Genomic DNA, 16,882 nt, shown 5'->3' with positions numbered 1-16,882 from the left:
TCGAAAAGGAATTACAGGTGATCACAATAAAGCACTTGGCGCTCCTTAACATCATCCATAGCTTTTTCAATTCGTTCATTATGAAGCAGTTCCGTATTGGAACGTCTATTTCTTTGAATCGTAATACTTAAAAACAATACGCTAATATTCATTGAATGTTGCTCCTTTCTTTAAAAAATAATATAAGAGACTAAAAAACCGCACAAAAAAACCACAGGAAGATACAGTTCTCCTACGGCTGGGCGTGAAAAAGCCACAGGAAAGTATACGACCTCCTGTGGCGAATTTATGAATTAAAAGAAATAATGTACGTTCTTCAATTCTCCATTAGGGTGGTCGAATTCATATTCAATTGTCCGAAAAACAAAGGTGCAGCTAACGCAAAAGTTAATGCATGTAATTGTAATTTCATCATTTTCTTCGACCTCCTTTTAGAATTTTTTTCTTACGTTAGTAAGTATATACAATTAATGGATAATTGTAAACATAAAAATTGAAAATTTTTAATTTTGATTAAAATGCTTATATTTAAAAGGGATTTGAAAAGCAGTATAGTAAGTAACGAAATATCGATAAAAATGGGGGATGCTAAATGAAATATATGCATCGTAATGTGCTCGTTATGCTAACAATTTTTTTATTTATGACGGCTTGTTCTAACGGAGAAAGAATACAAGATATATCTGATGTTAGGTCAGATGATTTTAAGAAATATACTGGAACGTACGTTGGTAATAATTCAGATGTGGTTGCAATTGTTAAAAATTTACCCGGTGGTGGAACAGTTCAAAGTATAAGTTTAGAAAATGAAAGTATAAAAGTGAACTATGGTGCAAAAGAGAATGAAAATCTGACAGAGGATATGATTGAGACATATTGGTTTGATGGGAAAGATACGATGAAAAAGAACTTTCTCTTTAACGTGATTTATCTTGCAGTTTTAGTACCAAATGCAAAAGGTTACGAGTTTCAAGTAGAAAATAAAATGTTTACGATAAAGAGGGAAGCTATACTATCAATCCTGTATGGGAAATTTGATGATTTCCTAAAAGAAAAAGATATATGGGATAAAAATAAAGTAGTAAAGTTCCTTAGGGATAATAACGAAAACATTAAAATGCTTGTGAATGATAAAGATTTTCGTAAATCTTATTTCACTAAATATCCAGTGAAGCAGTTGAAATAATTGTTGAAACTACGGTTTATTTAAGAGAGTCATTCTTAAACGAATGATTCTCTTTTTATATATAAGAAATTTATGGAAAAAATAATTGAAATGCGATATGGTTAATTACATAAGTAATGAACCTATGAACCTAAGGGGGTGAAATTGTGAAACCTACTCTGGAGCAAAATAAATTAATATACTTACAAATTGCGGAAACAATTGAATCTGATATTTTAAAAGACATATTGCTTGAAGAAGAACAAGTGCCATCGACAAATCAATTTGCAAAGATGTTACAAATAAATCCAGCTACTGCAGCTAAAGGGGTAAATGTATTAGTGGATGAGGGGATTTTGTATAAAAAGAGAGGGATCGGGATGTTTGTTGCAAAGGGAGCGAAAGAATTCGTATTAAAGAAGCGTCAAAATACTTTTATGACCGAATATTTACCTAAAGTGTGGGAAGAAGCAAAAGTACTAGAAATATCAAAAGACGAATTGATGAATATGATTCAAAAGATTACAAAGGAGGGGAAAGAGGGATGATTGCACTTGAAACGAAAGATTTAACGAAAAAATATAAAAAGAAAATAGCTGTAAATGAAGTAACTATTTCATTGGAAGAGCATAAAATATATGGTTTGCTTGGAAGGAACGGAGCAGGGAAAACGACACTATTAAATTTACTCGCAGGGCAAATTATTTCAAGTAGTGGAAGTGTATCAATATTAGGTGAAAATGTATTTGAAAATAGTAAAGCGATGCAAAATATTTGTTTCGTTAGAGTGAAAGAAGGAGCTCATTTAAGTTATAAAGTAAAAGAAATTTTTAAGATGTGTAGCATGTTTTATAAAAATTGGGATGGAGAGTATGCTGAAAAACTTGCTGATAAATTTCAGCTTAATATGACAGAGAAATACCATAAACTATCACATGGTATGCAAACAGTCGTTGGAATAATACAAGGACTAGCAAGTAGAGCACCAATTACTATTTTTGATGAACCAACTACAGGTTTAGACGCAGCGCATCGTGAGTTGTTTTATAGTTTACTATTAGAAGATTATGGCGAGCATCCTCGAACAATTATATTATCAACACATTTAGTAGAAGAAGTAACTCATGTAATTGAAGAGGTAATCATCATAAAAGAAGGAAGATTAGTTGTTCAATCATCAGTGGAAGATTTATTACAACAAGGACATATTATTTCGGGGAAAAAAGATAAAGTGGATGAGTTCTTAATTAATAAAAAAGTTTTAAATCGAGAAGTTTATGGAAATAAGGGGATTACTATTATATGGGAAAAACTTTCTAATGAAGATTATTACTCTCTTGAAATAGAAGGGTTAGTAGTTGATAGAATTACATTACAAAAATTATTTATTCACATAACTGGTGGTGAAGTGGAATGACAATGTTAATGAAGCAGTTGAAGTTACATATAAATTTTCATTATAAAGCAATTTTAATATTTTGGATTACAGCTTTACTTATAAAAGGAATCGCAAGTGTAATGGATTTTAAAGAAATAAGAGAAGGATTTTTACAACATATATTAAATAACCCTTCGATTGTAATTACATTGTTTATAGTAGTAAGTACTTTTATTATACAGGATGATGTGTTTCGTTTAGCAGTTTCATTTGGAGTAACGAGATTACAGTTTTTCATTGGATCAGTTTGCTATATCATATTACAAGTTGCGGTTTTCTCATTCCTTCAAGTGATTATTTTACAAAATACATTGTATAGAACAGTAAATATTAGTTTAGGAGAACACTCAGTTAAACAGTTTATTGTACAACTATTATTGTATGTTACAATTGCAACTTTTTTTCAAGTAGCAGTAGTGATTAAGAAACGTTTTAAGTGGATTGGTCTTATGATAGGCGGAACATTTTTTATATCATTGAATAGTGTACTTTATGCAGAAGTAGGAATACAGGATTTAAATTCTACATCTAATCTATCTTTAATAGATATCCCATACTTTATTGTCATTTCAATTGTTTTAACTATCGTCTATATCGTGACTAGCGGTATATTTATTCGAAAAGTATCATTTGAGCAAACCATTTAAAGTATAATTAAGTATATATTTTGGGAGAGTAGGAAAAACAAATGGGAGACACTTCTTCACTAATAACCGTCTTTGTATGCATTGCACTACTAATATTTTGGCGTCGTTACCGTTCATGTACAAACCGATAAAAGGAACAGGAAAACGAATTTTGTGGCCATTACTATTTTTAACGCCAGGGATAATATGTTTTTTTGGTCCCGTACATCCAGCTATTTTACAAGTAGTTTTAGCAGCATGCATTGGGATTCTTTTCGCCGTACCACTTATAATTTTAACAAATTACGAAAGAAGAGATGATGGGAATATTTATACGAAAAAAAGCGCAGCTTTTCTAATTACTTTTATTGCACTTGTTGTTTTAAGATACGGTTCAAGGCAATATATTGTTGATTTGGATCCACAAACGATTGGTTTATTATTTTATGTCGTTGCCGTTTCGTATATTATTCCATGGAGAATTGCTTGTTATATAAAATTTAGGAAAGTTTGGCGGGAAAATAATAATCCTGCTATATGAAAACTTCTCATTTGAGAAGTTTTTTATTTTTAGATGTAAGCAAAACAATTTGTTGAAGTACAGGCTGCCATACAATATGATAAATATAAAAAATTAAGGGGAAGTAGGGGATATAAAAATGCGTACCATTTTACTTTTTCTAAATAACATGTCCATCCATGAAATAGAGGACATTAGACTAGAGCATGATCCTTTATTCGGATTAATCCCACCGCATGTTACAATTGTATTTCCGTTTGAAAGTCCTATTTCAAATGATGAGTTGAAATTACATATTTTGAATGTATCAAAAAAGATATATAATATAGAAATTGAATTTGCGAATCAAATAACGAGTGAAGGAGCATATTTGTTTTTACGAGTTGAAAAAGGGAAAGAACAAATAGAAGATCTACGTAATATCCTGTATACAGGACCTTTATTACAGTTTTTGAAAGAAGACATTCCGTACATCCCGCATGTAACAGTCGGGAGAAAAGAAAGTACTAAGCTAGCTGCTGAAGTAGTTAAAAGTATTCCTAGTTTTCATGAGAAATTAAATTGTGTGATTAATAGAATTAGTGTGGAGCGAATTGGAGAGAACGAAGAGTCAATTATTGAATTTGAAGTACCATTGCAAAAAAGCTGACAAAAGTCAGCCTCTTTATTTTGTAGCATGAAGTAAAGCGCCAATCGCACCACTATAACCATTATCTTGTAAAAAGATTGGTGTTTTATTTTGATATTTTGTGTAGCTACTAATAATATTTTGAAGGTGTACATTATTACATAGAGTCGAACCAATATAAATAATATGGTCAATGTTTTTTGCCTCGGCGAATTGAAGGCTTAATGCAGTAACGACTTCACCGACAAGTCCTTGTACAGTAGCAATTATATCTGAGCTACTATAATTTGAGTCTGTAATAGCGGCTTTACCAAAATTGCTTGCAGTTAAACTATTATTAATAGGAGAGAGAATACCACCATAAATATCTCCCACCGTAATATCTAGTTCTTTTCTAGAACCTATTTTTGTAAGAGGGATTACATCTTCAAAATAATCAATATTTGTTAATAATTTTGAAAGTCCCATAATAGTACCTCCGCCAACTCCAGTTCCTCCAGCTCGAATATAATGGTCATTATAAACGTAATGGATAGAAGTACCTGTACCGATATTTGTTAAAATAAAGTTGTTTATAGAATGATTTTCTTCTTTTAATATGTATCGTACACCTGCAAGAGTAGCTTCAAATTCATTTAGCTCTACTATTGTATATGCATCCGAAAGTAGTTGTTGTAATAGTTTCGCTTTACCACCTGTAATACATATTTGTTTCATTCTATTATTGCTCTGAAGCCAATCTATAATTTTATCTTGTTCATGTGAATAAAACTTTTCAAAAGCTAATTCCTTTTTTTCATTAAAATAAGCAAGTTTCGTTAATGTTCCTCCAGCATCGATACCGATAGTTCTTTCCATTTTCCTACTCCTAACTACGTAATATATTTATCTTATAAGCCCAATTGGCGTGGGATAGATATCCCGGGCGGATCAAATAGTGATTAATCTGCTTGATATATTAATAGTTTTTTTATAGTTACAATAGGGTGGCTGTTAACTGTTGCCGTACCTGTACCGAGAACAAACCCTCGACGGTTACGTGTTAGCTCATAATGTAAATCAAGTTTATCACCAGGGTATGCTTTCTCATGGAACTCAACTCCGTCTAATGAGGAGAGAAAGCCTAATCCTTCAGAGTCACTTGTATTTACAAATGCACTAAGCTGAGCAAGTGCCTCTACAATTAACATATGATGCATATGTTTTTGCGTAGCATTTATAAACCATTCGTTATTTGTAATGAGTTTGTATCCTGTCACGGATTCACCTTGTTTTAAACTTGTTACTTTATCAATCATTAAAAATGGATAACGATGGGGTAGTGTATCTTTAATGTGCATATGAAAGTACCTCCAATAAATAATACCCCTGCTAAAGTTAAGCAGGGGAGTAGTAACTAATTTTTAACTAATTCCTCTATTATTTCAAGAGAAAAAATGCCGCTATTTCTAATGTTTTCAACGACTTGTTCTAATACCGCTTTATCTTGAACAAGAGCAATACGTACAAAGCCTTCTCCGTGAGGTCCGAATGCATGACCTGGTGTTACCACGACATTTGCACGATCCATTAATGCATAAGCGAATTCTAGAGAAGTCCATCCTTTCGGTATTTCAGCCCATACGAACATACTGCCAGCTGGCTTATCGACATTCCAGCCAAACGTTCGGAACCCATCGACTAAAGTATCTCTACGTTCTTGATAAATGGTGCGGTTTTTCTCGCAAAACTCCGCACCATTTCTTAGTGCTGTAGATGCTGCTTTTTGAATAGGCAAAAATACTCCATAATCTGTATTAGACTTAAATTGCGTAAGCGCTCCGACAATTTCCTCATTTCCAATCATATAACCAATGCGGCTACCTGCTAAACTATAACTTTTTGATAAAGAGTTTATTTCTACGCCAACTTCTTTTGCACCAGGTACAGAGAGGAAGCTAATTGGTTTGTTGCCATCGAAATAAAATTCAGCATAAGCAAAATCATGGACAACAATAATATTATGTTTTTTCGCGAATGCGATTACTTCTTTAAAGAAATCTTCATGTGCCATTGCTGGAACTGGATTCCCTGGGAAGTTCAAAATCATCATCTTTGCTTTATCGGCGATTTCTTCAGGGATAACTTGTAAGTTAGGTAAGAAATCATTCTCTTTCTTTAATGGCATGTAGTACGATGTTGCACCAGCCATTTGAATACCTGTTTCATAAGCTGTATATCCTGGATCAGGAACTAATATAATATCTCCTGGATTTGCATAAACCATCGGTAAATGAACGAGTCCATCCTGTGAACCCATTAATAATAAAATCTCTTTTTCAGCATTTAATATAACGTTATGAGTGTTATTGTAATATTCAGTTACAGCTTCGTGAAATTCTTGAATACCTGTTAATGTGTATCCATAGCTTTCTTTTTCACTTGCTGTATGTACCATTGCTTCTCTTACGAAATCAGCAGGAGGCATATCAGGATTTCCGATACTTAAATCAATCATTTTATGACCTGCTGCAATTTTCTCTTTTTTATAGGCCCCTAATTCACTAAATATAGAAGATTGGAATGCTTTCATTCTAGTTGCTAACGTGTAAGTCATCAAAACCCCTCCTAAAAACAGTGCTTTCTTTCTACGTATTTAATTATTCTGAAAACACATGTTTACATTTTATCACTTTTTTATGAAAATTAAAACGATTGACAAATTTAGAGGAAGGGATAGTCTATTTTGAAAGAGGGAAATGTTTTTGAGAAAGCTTTCTAAAGTGAAATAACGCAGAAAATATTTCCTGCGTCTCATCTGAAATGTAATCATTTCTTTTTATATGTACATAATTTTTCAGCTGTCAAAAAATATACATTTAATGTATCATCGACAACCTTTAAAGTTTGATCTGATGTAAATGAGTTGCCATAATCAATGTGATATACATTAGAATTTTTGACAAATGAACCTTTATATAAATCTTCTTTTTTATTTGTAGTTTGCATTTCTACTAAATTTTGAACAATTTCCTCTTTATTTTCTTTTTTGACAACTGTTTCAAATTTATAATATACAGGACATTCACCGTTTTTATTGTCAACGACTTCCCAAGAACCGTATATATCATTCTTGTTGCAGCCACTAAGTAAAACGATCAGTATAGGAAATATAAGTAGATATTTTTTCATTTTGTGCTCCTTTCTTATTATGGCTAATAAACGTGCGAATACGATAGAAATATTGTAATAAATAAAGTTTAAATTTTTTTAAAGAATTACTTAATTTCACATAAAAATTGGGAAAAGTATAGCAAAAATAAAAGACATGAATTTAGCGTAATACTAGTTTTTCATGCCTATCAGTATAATTTTTGCTATGCCTTTTTGAGGATAAATGAGGAAGAAAGTAGGATGACTATTCCATTTAAAATATATACACTTGCAATAATAAAGGCTAACGTACCTACGCTAAATCCACTTTTATCGAATATAGAAGCGAATGCTGTAGTAGTCAAAAAGACAATGGGAGTTAACAATAAGAAAACGAAACCTGCCACAATTCGCCTTTTAAAGCTATGTTGAGAAAGGGAAATGGTTAAAAAGTTTAGGGTGCTAAATATAACTATTACAAAAATAAAGATAATAAATAACTGCATGCCATCATACATTTTCGCAACTCCTTTATTTATTATTTATATACTATATTCGAAAGCGAAAGGGGGACTCCTTTAAATCGTTTCACTTAACATATTAAATGGTTTTTTATAAAACAAAAAGGCATGGCCCAGTATAAAACTGAATCCATGCCCAATAATGTTTAAGTTATAAATTCGCAGATTGCGAAGGTTGTTTTTCATAATGTTTCTGTTTAGAAAGGGAAATAGAAATAATCAACAACGAAACGACTCCGAAGATGAGAACCATATATTGCAACCCAATCGTATCTAAGAAGAAGCCAGTTCCAAGTAAGACAATTTGGAACATAACTCTCTCAAACATATTACGGAATGAGAAGAGGCGGCCGTGATAGCTTTTTTCTACTTTCGTTTGGAAAATTGTCGACATAATAGGGAAGAAACAGCCGACACTAAAACCAAACAAACCAAATGATGTAAGAGCCATCCATTTTATATCGCTAAAGAACAATGAAAGATGTGCAAAAGCGGTACAAACTGCGAAGAAATATAGTAATTTTTCAGGTTTAAAATGATCAGATAAACGTTTAATAACGAAGGCACCTAACATAAATGCAACACCTTCAATTGTATATATGAATCCTTTAATCGTTGGATCATGTTGCATTTCACTAATGTTAATAACCATTAAATTAAAACCAGCAATAAATAATAGTGGGATGATACTTAATATAAGTGCTGTGAAAGCAATAGGAATTCCTTTTAAAATACGAAATACTTCCATAAAACTATTATCTTTTGCAGCCTGTTTACTTGGCACTGTTGATTTTTTATCTTCAAATTGTAGAAAGAAAGTTGAAAGGAACAATAGAGCATATGCAGCCATTGAGAAGGCATACATATATTGTAAACTCATTACAACTAAAAGAATTCCACCTAGTGAAGTACCTGCAATACGAGCGATTGTACCAACATTCATATGTACACCGTTCATTTGTAATAACTCATGTTCACGTACGATGAGTGGAATTACAGATTGTAATGCAGGGAAATAAAATGCGGCTGAAATTTGAAGTGCAACCATAAAGGCGATCATAAAGGCTATACTTTCAAATTGAATAGCGAAAAACATGAAAATAACACTTAAAACCCGACCAAACCCAGCATAAAGAAGAACTTTTTTCTTATCATACTGATCGATGACCCGACCAGCCATTGGACCAACGATAACACCTGCTAATAGTCCGATAAATAATATAACTGATTTCATAAAATCAGAAGGGACATATTTTTGCATAAATTCTAAGTTGCCAAGAATACCAAGCCATAAACCTAGACCAGCAATAAACTCCCCAATTAAAACGATCCAAACATTTTTATTACGCCACATAATGTAAAACCTCTCCGTCCTTTAAAGTGAAAAACTCGTATATAAAACCTCCTTATATATGTAGTGTTTTTTACGAAGTTTTTTAGAGTCAGAGTCTATATTACGTGTTTCATTAGTGGATTTCAATCTTTTTGATTTGGCGAAAATTGGATTTATGAGTTGATGAAATAAGCATTAAAAATAAAATGAACTTTGAATTAATTACATATAAAAAATAAAAAAAGCAAGAGCGTAATAGTACGTCTCACTTTTCTAAAATACACTTTGTAAATAGAGTTGCTTAATAACTATTATGACCTTGTCCAATTGCTAATGCACTAAAGGTGAGGGGGCCAATAACATCTGCACTTGCAGCACTTGTTAAATTTTCCACAGTTAAAGTGTATTCGTGAATCCCACAGCTTATATTTTTATTAATTGTTTGAAATGTTTCAACGTAATATTGTTCAGAATCTGTAGATCTAATACTTACTTGTGTGTTGAAAATTTCAATGTTGTTACGGAAAACCCTAAACAATATTTGTGATATATCAGTTATACCTTTAACTCCAACTGTAGCAATTAATTCTACTCGATTATCACGTGAATCTCTTATTGGAATTTTTAATTCAATATTTGCTAGAATTGCTTTGTTTGGGGAATCGGGAATTGTAAAAGTAGTTGCGTCAGTTTTATTTATTGGCTGAATAGCTTGGTAATCAATGATATGAGTTATGGTTGTCACCTCCTCATATATTAAAATATGAAGGTAATGACGGATTAGATTGGACGTATATTAGAAGATAGTAATAGAATAGGGTTGAATATAGGGGAATAATATAAAAGCATCAAGAAGAGAACCACGAGTATGTGGTTTATTTCTTGATGCCCTTCCTACATTAAGCAGAATATTCTTCTTTACGAACTTCGAAAAATTCATTACGTCGTAAGTAATTATAAATCTTTTCTGAAACCTCTTCTTCTTCAGACACTAAGTAACGATGATCAAACGCATAGAATGATTTTCCTTTAATTAATTTTACGTAATAGATTTTGCACGCCTCCTCTATCGAATGTATTACTTGCTTTATATTATGGTGGCCTATATACCTGTTAATCATACTTTGGGTTTCAAAAGGTAAAAGTAAAAATGTTAGCATGTTGAAATAGCTTACAAATCTGTAATGTTTTTGTCACCTTTTCCGATAGTTAAAAATAACCAATCTCTTCTATACTACAAATAAGTTACATAAAATAAGGAGGGAAAAAGATGGATGAAGTAATTGGAGAAGTTGTAGCAGGTATTTGTGAATTTGTGGTAGAAGTAACGGCAGATGCTATAGGAAATTTAGTTTCTGGAAATGATGAGGAAAAGGAAACATTGTAATAGGTTGTAAAAGTATAAAGGTAACTAAAATATAAAGGCTGATTCCTAAAGGGAAGTCAGCTTTTTTATTTTTTACATTTTATTAACTTTATTTAAATATTCATTTGTTATGATATAAGTGAAGCTAATTAAGGGGGTGAAAAAATGAATATGCCGAATTTTGGGAGTGATATATCTGATTTTCGTTTGATTGTGGCGAATGTAGATGAAAGGGAATATTATTTTATTGTTCGGGAACATCCGATTTTAGGGGAAATTATATCGCTATTTGAAAATGGAAAAGAATATGGCTTAATAGACAAACAAATCGCTATTAAAGATAAATTTATTAAATCGGAGCTTACTAAGTTAGATGGTTTTAATATCGATATACTTCATCATACACCTGGATGGATATGGATTGGCATGAATCAATTTGGTTTACATGCTCGAGAGGCTACTTATAATGAAGTAGAAGTTATTATGAAGTTGAAAGAGGATTTATATTACATAGATATATATGAGGAAATAAAAATGTAATAGATATTTAGTTGGGTTAGGGGATTAGTTCCCATAACCTTTTTTGTTTTAAAGTAATATTCATATCATTTTGACGATGGTCTGTCTGTATTACAAGAGGTGAGCTGAAAAGAGGATTTGAAAATACATAAAGAGAACTTTAATTATTATATGAATCATATATGTTAATAACAATAGAAGGAAGATGATAAAATGAGTAAGGAAGAGCTTATGAAACAACAGTTTGGTAATAATGCAGAAAAGTATGTAAAAAGTAAAATTCATGCTAAAGGACTGGATTTACAATATGTAGTTCAACAAGTTGAACCTCGTCATAATAATCGTCTTCTTGATATTGCTACTGGTGGTGGACATGTTGCAAATTTATTAGCACCATTGTTTAAAGAAGTAGTTGCATTAGATTTAACTGAAAAAATGTTAGAGAATGCGAAAAAATTCATTTTAGGTAATGGGCATGACAATGTATCTTTTATCGTTGGACATGCTGAAAAATTGCCATTTGCTGATAAAGCATTTGATACAATTACATGCAGGATTGCAGCACATCATTTTACAAATCCGACGCGATTTATTTATGAAGTAAATCGAACGTTAGAAGATGATGGATTATTTATTTTAATAGATAATGTTTCGCCAGAAAATAATGAATATGATACATTTTATAATTTTATAGAAAAAAAGCGTGATCCGAGTCATGAAAGAGCTTTGAAAAAGACAGAATGGATTACTTTATTAGAAAAAAATGGTCTGCAAATGCAGTCATGCTTCACTTTTGATAAAAAGTTTGATTTCGACTGGTGGTGTGACATGCTGGAAGTACCTATGCAAAAGCGTGAAAAATTAACAGAGTGTATGATGAAAACACCAAACGAAATGAAGGAATACTTTCATATTCTATTTGAAAATAATAAAGTAAAGTCGTTCTATACTGAAATGGCTATGTTTATTTGTAAAAAAAGTACAACATTAAAAAGATAAATTTCTTGAAGTCTTTTCAAAGTGCGTTATACTTAGTACTGAGAAAATGAGAATTGAGGAATTGCAATAATGATTCGCGTACGTATTGAAGGAACTGAAGAAGAAATGCTTGAATTTATGGAGAAAATGCCGGACATTCCTGGATTTGAAAAAACGCATATGAGAGAACCGAGAAAAGGAAACAATCCAAAATACGATTCAAGTAAGAATGTATTAGCATATTTGTCTTATAAAAAGATTGAAGTCGCCAATAAATAGGCGGCTTTTTTAGTTTGCATCGTTTCACCGCCTTGTCTTTTTCACATAATAATAATAGTAGATTATGCTGAAGAGAGGTGAGGATTGTTAATAAAAAAATTATCTTTTTTGGAGACTTTGGTATTGACGATGCAGTTGCGTTAATTTATGCAAATAAAACTTGTAAATTAGATATTATAGGAATTGTCGCAGAGTATGGGAATGTATCGCGAGAAATCGTTACAGAGAATGTATATTTTTTAGAAAAATATTATGCTACAGTAGTGAAAATCATCGAAGGTGCAGCTAGACCAATGACAGCTGAAGAGCCTTTATTCTTCCCGGAAATTCATGGGGATCACGGTTTAGGGCCAATTATTCCACCTGAAATGAGAATTTGTAAACGGGAAAATTTTTGTGAATTAATTAAATTAATTGAGCCTTGTCCAGAAGATATAGTTATTGTGGCGACAGGAAGATTAACAACACTTGCAACGTTATTTTTATTATATCCAAATGTAATGAATCGTATTTGTTCTTATTATATTATGGGAGGCGCTTTCTTATTTCCAGGTAATGTTACACCCGTGTCTGAAGCGAATTTTTATGGCGATCCAATTGCAGCGAATATTGTTATGAAGTATGCGCAGAACGCTACTATATATCCGTTAAATGTAACACAGGCAGCGCTTATTACTCCTGAAATGCTTGATATTATTAATAAAGAAGGAACGGGACAGGCGAAACTCATTAAACCAATGATCGATTTTTATTATGAGAACTTTTATAAAAAGGAATACCCGGGTATTACTGGGAGTCCTATTCATGATTTACTGCCGTTTATTTCGTTTATAAATGATGATATTTTTGAATATAAAAAATCAGCAGTTTGGATTAGTACGACGAATGATGTAACGAGAGGACAAAGTGTTGCGGATTTTAGAAAAATAGCTGAGCCAACCACGTTTGATAATAGGCCTGTACAAAAAATTGCGGTTGGTTTTAATTATCCAGCTTTTAAAGAAGAATTTATGAGGACGATATTAAAGCCTGATTGTCCTTAATATGTAAAATATGAAGTTGTAAAATCATTTGTCCAGTGAGCTTCGTTCTCAAATAATCTAATAGTTGAGCTGTATGAATAACTTATGAAAAATGAAACATAACTAATGGTAAGCAATTGTTTCTGATTATATTTTGATTGGTGAATTATAAAGGAGGTTATCATATGATTTGGTCTTTAATTGTCGGTGGTATATTAGGTTGGTTTGCAAGCTTAATTACTGGAAGGGATGTACCTGGCGGTGTAATTGGTAATATTATTGCTGGTATTGTCGGTTCTTGGCTTGGTACAGCGTTGCTTGGTAAATTTGGACCTATTATAGGTGGATATGCGATTGTTCCAGCCTTAATAGGTGCGATTATTTTGATTTTCATCGTAAGCTTTATATTCCGGGCAATACGAAAATGAATACAGGGGGCTGTTTACATTTGTAAGCAGTCCCTTTGAATTATATGGCCTAATCTGTTATGCTACTGTTATACAATCAGGAGGTGTCAGCATTGAAATCATATACAGTAAATTTCCATCAAGAAGATAATGCAAAAGCGACAACAGTACATAAATTAAGTGAAGAGGACTTCAATAAAGCAACAGAAAAAGGTACTCGTCATCTATTTGATTTAGATACAAACGTTGGTTTCTTCGTATTCTTTGACGCAGAAGATGCAGAAGGAAATGATCAATACTTAATGTTACAATATGAAGGAGATCACGAAGAGCCAAGTGCTTGCTACGGATTTGATTTGAAATTATACTATCAATTTTTAGCATTATACTTAAATGATCTTGAATTCCAAGGTGAAACAAATGAAGAAGAGGAAGAATATGGTCCAATTCATCATTTAGCGCACTTACTTTATCATATTGTAGAAGATGGTAAGTCAATCGAAGTGTAATATACATATTTGAAGCTGTCCAATATTGGACAGCTTTTTAATTATATAATAAAGGTACATGTATGTTGTATGCTAAAAAGTTGAGGGAAAATGGAATTTTCCGAAGGGTTGTTTATTTCTTCCATGTTTCAATCGGAATACATCTGTTATAATGGGCATAATTAAATTCATGGGGGGCTAATTCAATGCTTGTAGATGTAAAACATTTTATTAAAGCGGCAAGTTTAACATGTATAACGGCACTGAGTGGAGATAATACATTTGCTCATAATTTTGAAACTGTAAAAAGTACGATTTCTACATACGTAAAGAAAGTAAGACTTACCTCTTAGTTTTGCTTTTAAAGCTTATCTACATATGTTATTTTGGAAAGAATCTGTATTATTTCAGGTTCTTTTTAATTTATACTAAAGTATAGATAAGTTCATCTGCTATTTGAAAATCTTTTTATATAAATGTATTATTATAAAGGTCATAAATTTTAGAAAAGAGGTGAATTTCGTGAAAAGTTTTGGCATGCTAGCAAGCTCTGCTTTGTTTTCTCTGTTTCTGTTATTATTTAATGTTCAATCGTTTTATAATAAATACACAGAAGAAAATACATATTATTGGATAAATGGTGTATTAGCAGTGATATTCCTTATATCGTTTATCATACATATAAAAGATATTATAAAGAAAAATTATACAACTTCATTAAAACAAGAGTAGAGAGAATCATATGTTTACTAATAAGAAATGATGTAATTAAATTTCAAACCTTAAAAATATGAGACCAGCAGGGAAATGTTACGTAGTTTCTGTTGGTTTTTTGCGTTTTTGTGACGTACTTTATTCAAGGTGACAGAAGAAGGATAAAGCATGTAAGAAGAGAAGGTGTATAGTAAGGAAAAACAACACATTTCAACCTGTTTGAAATCAATGTAAGATAAAAATCATGTTATAGAGTGTTTACGAATGGGAGGTAGTAAAATATGAAAGCGCATTTGAGAATATTGTTCACTTTAACATGTGTATTAACATTGATGGCTTGTACGAATAATGAGGAAAAGAAACAGACGAACCCAACATCTGAAAAAAATACGGAACAAAAGAATGAAGGAACTGTACCTCAAAAAGAGAACGAGTCAGCGAATAACCCCAAAAATCAAGATTCAACAAAACCTTCAACAGGGCCAGATTCAAAAAGTCCAACTCTTAACCAAAAATCAATTAACTATGTTAAAGAATTATTTGAACTAGCGAAAGAAGGGAAAGTACCTAATGTTCCATTTGCTGCTCATACAGGAGATGTCGAAGAAATAGAAAAAGCATGGGGGAAAGCAGATAAAACAGAACAAGCAGGGAGCGGAATGTACGCAACCTTTACAAATAAAAATGTTGTCTTCGGTTTTAATAAAGGATCACAAGTTTTTGATGTACGTTCGTATCAAACAGAACTAAAGTCAATTACATTAAAAGAAATTGAAAAGGCGTTAGGAAAACCAACTTCAGTTAAAGTAAATGGTGAAGATCAAATATATGTATATAAAGTAAACAATCAGTTCGAGTTAAAATTCATCATTCCAAAATCGATTGGTAAGGTAGATCATATTTCGGTATTTTCGCCAGAGGATAGTATTAATAAAATGGCAGGATAAAAAATCAAATAATCTCCAGAACACCTCACTTATTTTAAAAGTGAGGTGTATTCAATTGTAAACAAGGTATGTTTCCGACCTTATGATACATACTTTCATATGGCGAAATAATTCAATTATATTTTTGAAAAAAATACAAAGCAAGTAAAAAAACGCTATCTGCCTATAGATTTATAGGTGGTCTGGCCCCATTTAGTGAGACAAAGAAAAAACACCTAGATAACATGTTTCCTATAAGCTATAGGTGACATATTATCTAATTTTCTCTGAATCCGTTCATTATTATAGTAGTGGATGTATTCATCCACAGTTTGTATTATACTAACATTATTCGATTGTTTTATATTTTGCGCATAGAATCCTTCGGATTTCAAATGAGAATGAAAGGATTCTATGAGGGCATTATCATGGCAGTTTCCTGTACGAGACATGCTTGTGATAATGCCTTTTTCTTTGGCATATGTTTGAAATTGTTTTGATGTATACACCTTTCCTTGATCCGAATGTAAAATCGTATCAATCACATTTCGCTTTTTTAAAGCCTCTTTTAGAGTATCTAATACAAGAGAAACATCCTGTGTCTCAGCTATTTTATAACTTACAATTTCATTGTTAAACCCATCTATAATAGATGAAAAATAAAGAGTCTTATTGCCGAACATCAAATATGTGATATCAGTGAACCATTTTTCATTAGGCTTGGTAGCTTTAAATCTCCGTTGTATTCTATTTTTAGCTACCACTGGTTCATGACCGAGTACAAATATCTTTTTCTTTTTTCTAACCCGAGATAATACGT

General features: G+C 31.8%; 25 protein-coding genes. 15 read left to right on the top strand and 10 right to left on the bottom strand.

Going from position 1 to position 16,882, the window contains the following annotated elements; genetic code table 11:
- Window positions 1-11: 11 nt before the first annotated feature.
- Complete coding sequence (locus JDS95_RS13900; RefSeq protein WP_001027538.1) at window positions 12-152, bottom strand: YrzI family small protein; 141 nt, start codon at window positions 150-152, stop codon at window positions 12-14.
- Window positions 153-592: 440 nt separating this feature from the next.
- On the opposite strand from JDS95_RS13900, the gene JDS95_RS13895 reads away from it, so the two are divergent.
- The 6 genes from JDS95_RS13895 (at window position 593) to JDS95_RS13870 (ending at window position 4,398) form a co-directional block, all read left to right on the top strand.
- On the top strand, window positions 593-1,186 hold the full coding sequence (locus tag JDS95_RS13895; protein WP_000876552.1) for a DUF4825 domain-containing protein: 594 nt from the start codon (window positions 593-595) through the stop codon (window positions 1,184-1,186).
- Window positions 1,187-1,332: 146 nt separating this feature from the next.
- Window positions 1,333-1,713 carry a GntR family transcriptional regulator gene (locus JDS95_RS13890; protein ID WP_000805189.1) on the top strand — a complete coding sequence of 127 codons (381 nt, stop codon included), beginning with the start codon at window positions 1,333-1,335 and terminating at the stop codon, window positions 1,711-1,713.
- Complete coding sequence (locus JDS95_RS13885) at window positions 1,710-2,582, top strand: ATP-binding cassette domain-containing protein (RefSeq protein ID WP_085450285.1); 873 nt, start codon at window positions 1,710-1,712, stop codon at window positions 2,580-2,582. The genes JDS95_RS13890 and JDS95_RS13885 overlap by 4 nt, the downstream gene beginning before the upstream one ends.
- Window positions 2,579-3,250, top strand: coding sequence for a DUF4052 family protein (locus JDS95_RS13880; RefSeq protein WP_000178192.1), 672 nt, complete (start codon window positions 2,579-2,581; stop codon window positions 3,248-3,250). Before JDS95_RS13885 ends, JDS95_RS13880 begins: the two co-directional genes overlap by 4 nt.
- A gap of 115 nt (window positions 3,251-3,365) precedes the next feature.
- Window positions 3,366-3,770, top strand: a complete 405-nt coding sequence (locus tag JDS95_RS13875) for a CcdC family protein (RefSeq protein ID WP_002043746.1) — start codon at window positions 3,366-3,368, stop codon at window positions 3,768-3,770.
- A 118-nt stretch (window positions 3,771-3,888) separates the two neighbouring features.
- On the top strand, window positions 3,889-4,398 hold the full coding sequence (locus JDS95_RS13870; protein ID WP_199690554.1) for a 2'-5' RNA ligase family protein: 510 nt from the start codon (window positions 3,889-3,891) through the stop codon (window positions 4,396-4,398).
- A 15-nt stretch (window positions 4,399-4,413) separates the two neighbouring features.
- Here JDS95_RS13870 and coaW read toward each other — a convergent pair whose 3' ends face one another.
- The 8 genes from coaW to JDS95_RS31140 all read right to left on the bottom strand — a co-directional run bounded on the left by coaW (window position 4,414) and on the right by JDS95_RS31140 (window position 10,415).
- Window positions 4,414-5,235 (bottom strand): type II pantothenate kinase, encoded by an 822-nt coding sequence (coaW, locus tag JDS95_RS13865; protein ID WP_000442516.1) that lies wholly within the window; start codon window positions 5,233-5,235, stop codon window positions 4,414-4,416.
- Between the two features lie 83 nt (window positions 5,236-5,318).
- Window positions 5,319-5,717 carry a 3-hydroxyacyl-ACP dehydratase FabZ family protein gene (locus JDS95_RS13860; protein ID WP_000547670.1) on the bottom strand — a complete coding sequence of 133 codons (399 nt, stop codon included), beginning with the start codon at window positions 5,715-5,717 and terminating at the stop codon, window positions 5,319-5,321.
- 56 nt (window positions 5,718-5,773) lie between these two features.
- Window positions 5,774-6,973, bottom strand: coding sequence for an LL-diaminopimelate aminotransferase (locus JDS95_RS13855; protein WP_000222657.1), 1,200 nt, complete (start codon window positions 6,971-6,973; stop codon window positions 5,774-5,776).
- Window positions 6,974-7,185: 212 nt separating this feature from the next.
- The gene (locus JDS95_RS13850) at window positions 7,186-7,548 is read right to left on the bottom strand and encodes a hypothetical protein (protein WP_000760384.1); all 363 of its coding nucleotides are present in this window, start codon (window positions 7,546-7,548) and stop codon (window positions 7,186-7,188) included.
- A 185-nt stretch (window positions 7,549-7,733) separates the two neighbouring features.
- Window positions 7,734-8,027: a hypothetical protein gene (locus tag JDS95_RS13845; protein WP_085450281.1), complete on the bottom strand. Its 294-nt coding sequence runs from the start codon at window positions 8,025-8,027 to the stop codon at window positions 7,734-7,736.
- Window positions 8,028-8,181: 154 nt separating this feature from the next.
- Window positions 8,182-9,384, bottom strand: coding sequence for an MFS transporter (locus tag JDS95_RS13840; protein WP_000269230.1), 1,203 nt, complete (start codon window positions 9,382-9,384; stop codon window positions 8,182-8,184).
- 280 nt (window positions 9,385-9,664) lie between these two features.
- Window positions 9,665-10,099 (bottom strand): hypothetical protein, encoded by a 435-nt coding sequence (locus JDS95_RS13835; protein ID WP_033661307.1) that lies wholly within the window; start codon window positions 10,097-10,099, stop codon window positions 9,665-9,667.
- 163 nt (window positions 10,100-10,262) lie between these two features.
- The gene (locus tag JDS95_RS31140; protein WP_079996667.1) at window positions 10,263-10,415 is read right to left on the bottom strand and encodes a YqbF domain-containing protein; all 153 of its coding nucleotides are present in this window, start codon (window positions 10,413-10,415) and stop codon (window positions 10,263-10,265) included.
- 485 nt (window positions 10,416-10,900) lie between these two features.
- On the opposite strand from JDS95_RS31140, the gene JDS95_RS13825 reads away from it, so the two are divergent.
- The 9 genes from JDS95_RS13825 (at window position 10,901) to JDS95_RS13785 (ending at window position 16,083) form a co-directional block, all read left to right on the top strand.
- The gene (locus JDS95_RS13825; RefSeq protein WP_033661309.1) at window positions 10,901-11,269 is read left to right on the top strand and encodes a hypothetical protein; all 369 of its coding nucleotides are present in this window, start codon (window positions 10,901-10,903) and stop codon (window positions 11,267-11,269) included.
- 192 nt (window positions 11,270-11,461) lie between these two features.
- Window positions 11,462-12,247, top strand: coding sequence for a class I SAM-dependent methyltransferase (locus JDS95_RS13820; protein WP_000031294.1), 786 nt, complete (start codon window positions 11,462-11,464; stop codon window positions 12,245-12,247).
- A 69-nt stretch (window positions 12,248-12,316) separates the two neighbouring features.
- The gene (locus tag JDS95_RS13815) at window positions 12,317-12,505 is read left to right on the top strand and encodes a DUF3970 family protein (protein WP_000621879.1); all 189 of its coding nucleotides are present in this window, start codon (window positions 12,317-12,319) and stop codon (window positions 12,503-12,505) included.
- A gap of 77 nt (window positions 12,506-12,582) precedes the next feature.
- Complete coding sequence (locus JDS95_RS13810; protein WP_001223672.1) at window positions 12,583-13,548, top strand: nucleoside hydrolase; 966 nt, start codon at window positions 12,583-12,585, stop codon at window positions 13,546-13,548.
- 164 nt (window positions 13,549-13,712) lie between these two features.
- A complete protein-coding gene (locus JDS95_RS13805; protein ID WP_000638301.1) occupies window positions 13,713-13,955 on the top strand; it encodes a GlsB/YeaQ/YmgE family stress response membrane protein in 243 nt (80 codons plus the stop codon).
- A 92-nt stretch (window positions 13,956-14,047) separates the two neighbouring features.
- Entirely contained in the window at window positions 14,048-14,443 is a 396-nt protein-coding gene (locus JDS95_RS13800) for a hypothetical protein (protein ID WP_000844593.1), read from the top strand.
- Window positions 14,444-14,628: 185 nt separating this feature from the next.
- Window positions 14,629-14,775 carry a hypothetical protein gene (locus JDS95_RS13795; protein WP_000959555.1) on the top strand — a complete coding sequence of 49 codons (147 nt, stop codon included), beginning with the start codon at window positions 14,629-14,631 and terminating at the stop codon, window positions 14,773-14,775.
- Window positions 14,776-14,944: 169 nt separating this feature from the next.
- Window positions 14,945-15,154 carry a hypothetical protein gene (locus JDS95_RS13790; RefSeq protein ID WP_000834516.1) on the top strand — a complete coding sequence of 70 codons (210 nt, stop codon included), beginning with the start codon at window positions 14,945-14,947 and terminating at the stop codon, window positions 15,152-15,154.
- Window positions 15,155-15,417: 263 nt separating this feature from the next.
- The gene (locus JDS95_RS13785) at window positions 15,418-16,083 is read left to right on the top strand and encodes a YjgB family protein (protein WP_000643635.1); all 666 of its coding nucleotides are present in this window, start codon (window positions 15,418-15,420) and stop codon (window positions 16,081-16,083) included.
- A gap of 215 nt (window positions 16,084-16,298) precedes the next feature.
- On the opposite strand, the gene JDS95_RS13780 is transcribed toward JDS95_RS13785, so the two are convergent.
- Window positions 16,299-16,882: IS3 family transposase (locus JDS95_RS13780; RefSeq protein WP_199690553.1), on the bottom strand; the 584-nt coding region annotated here is incomplete at its 5' end.

The organism is Bacillus cereus group sp. N24 (assembly GCF_016483345.1).
GTDB lineage: Bacteria > Bacillota > Bacilli > Bacillales > Bacillaceae_G > Bacillus_A > Bacillus_A toyonensis.
The sequence above is the reverse complement of the archived record's forward strand: the minus strand, read 5'-3'. Positions and strand labels throughout refer to the sequence as shown.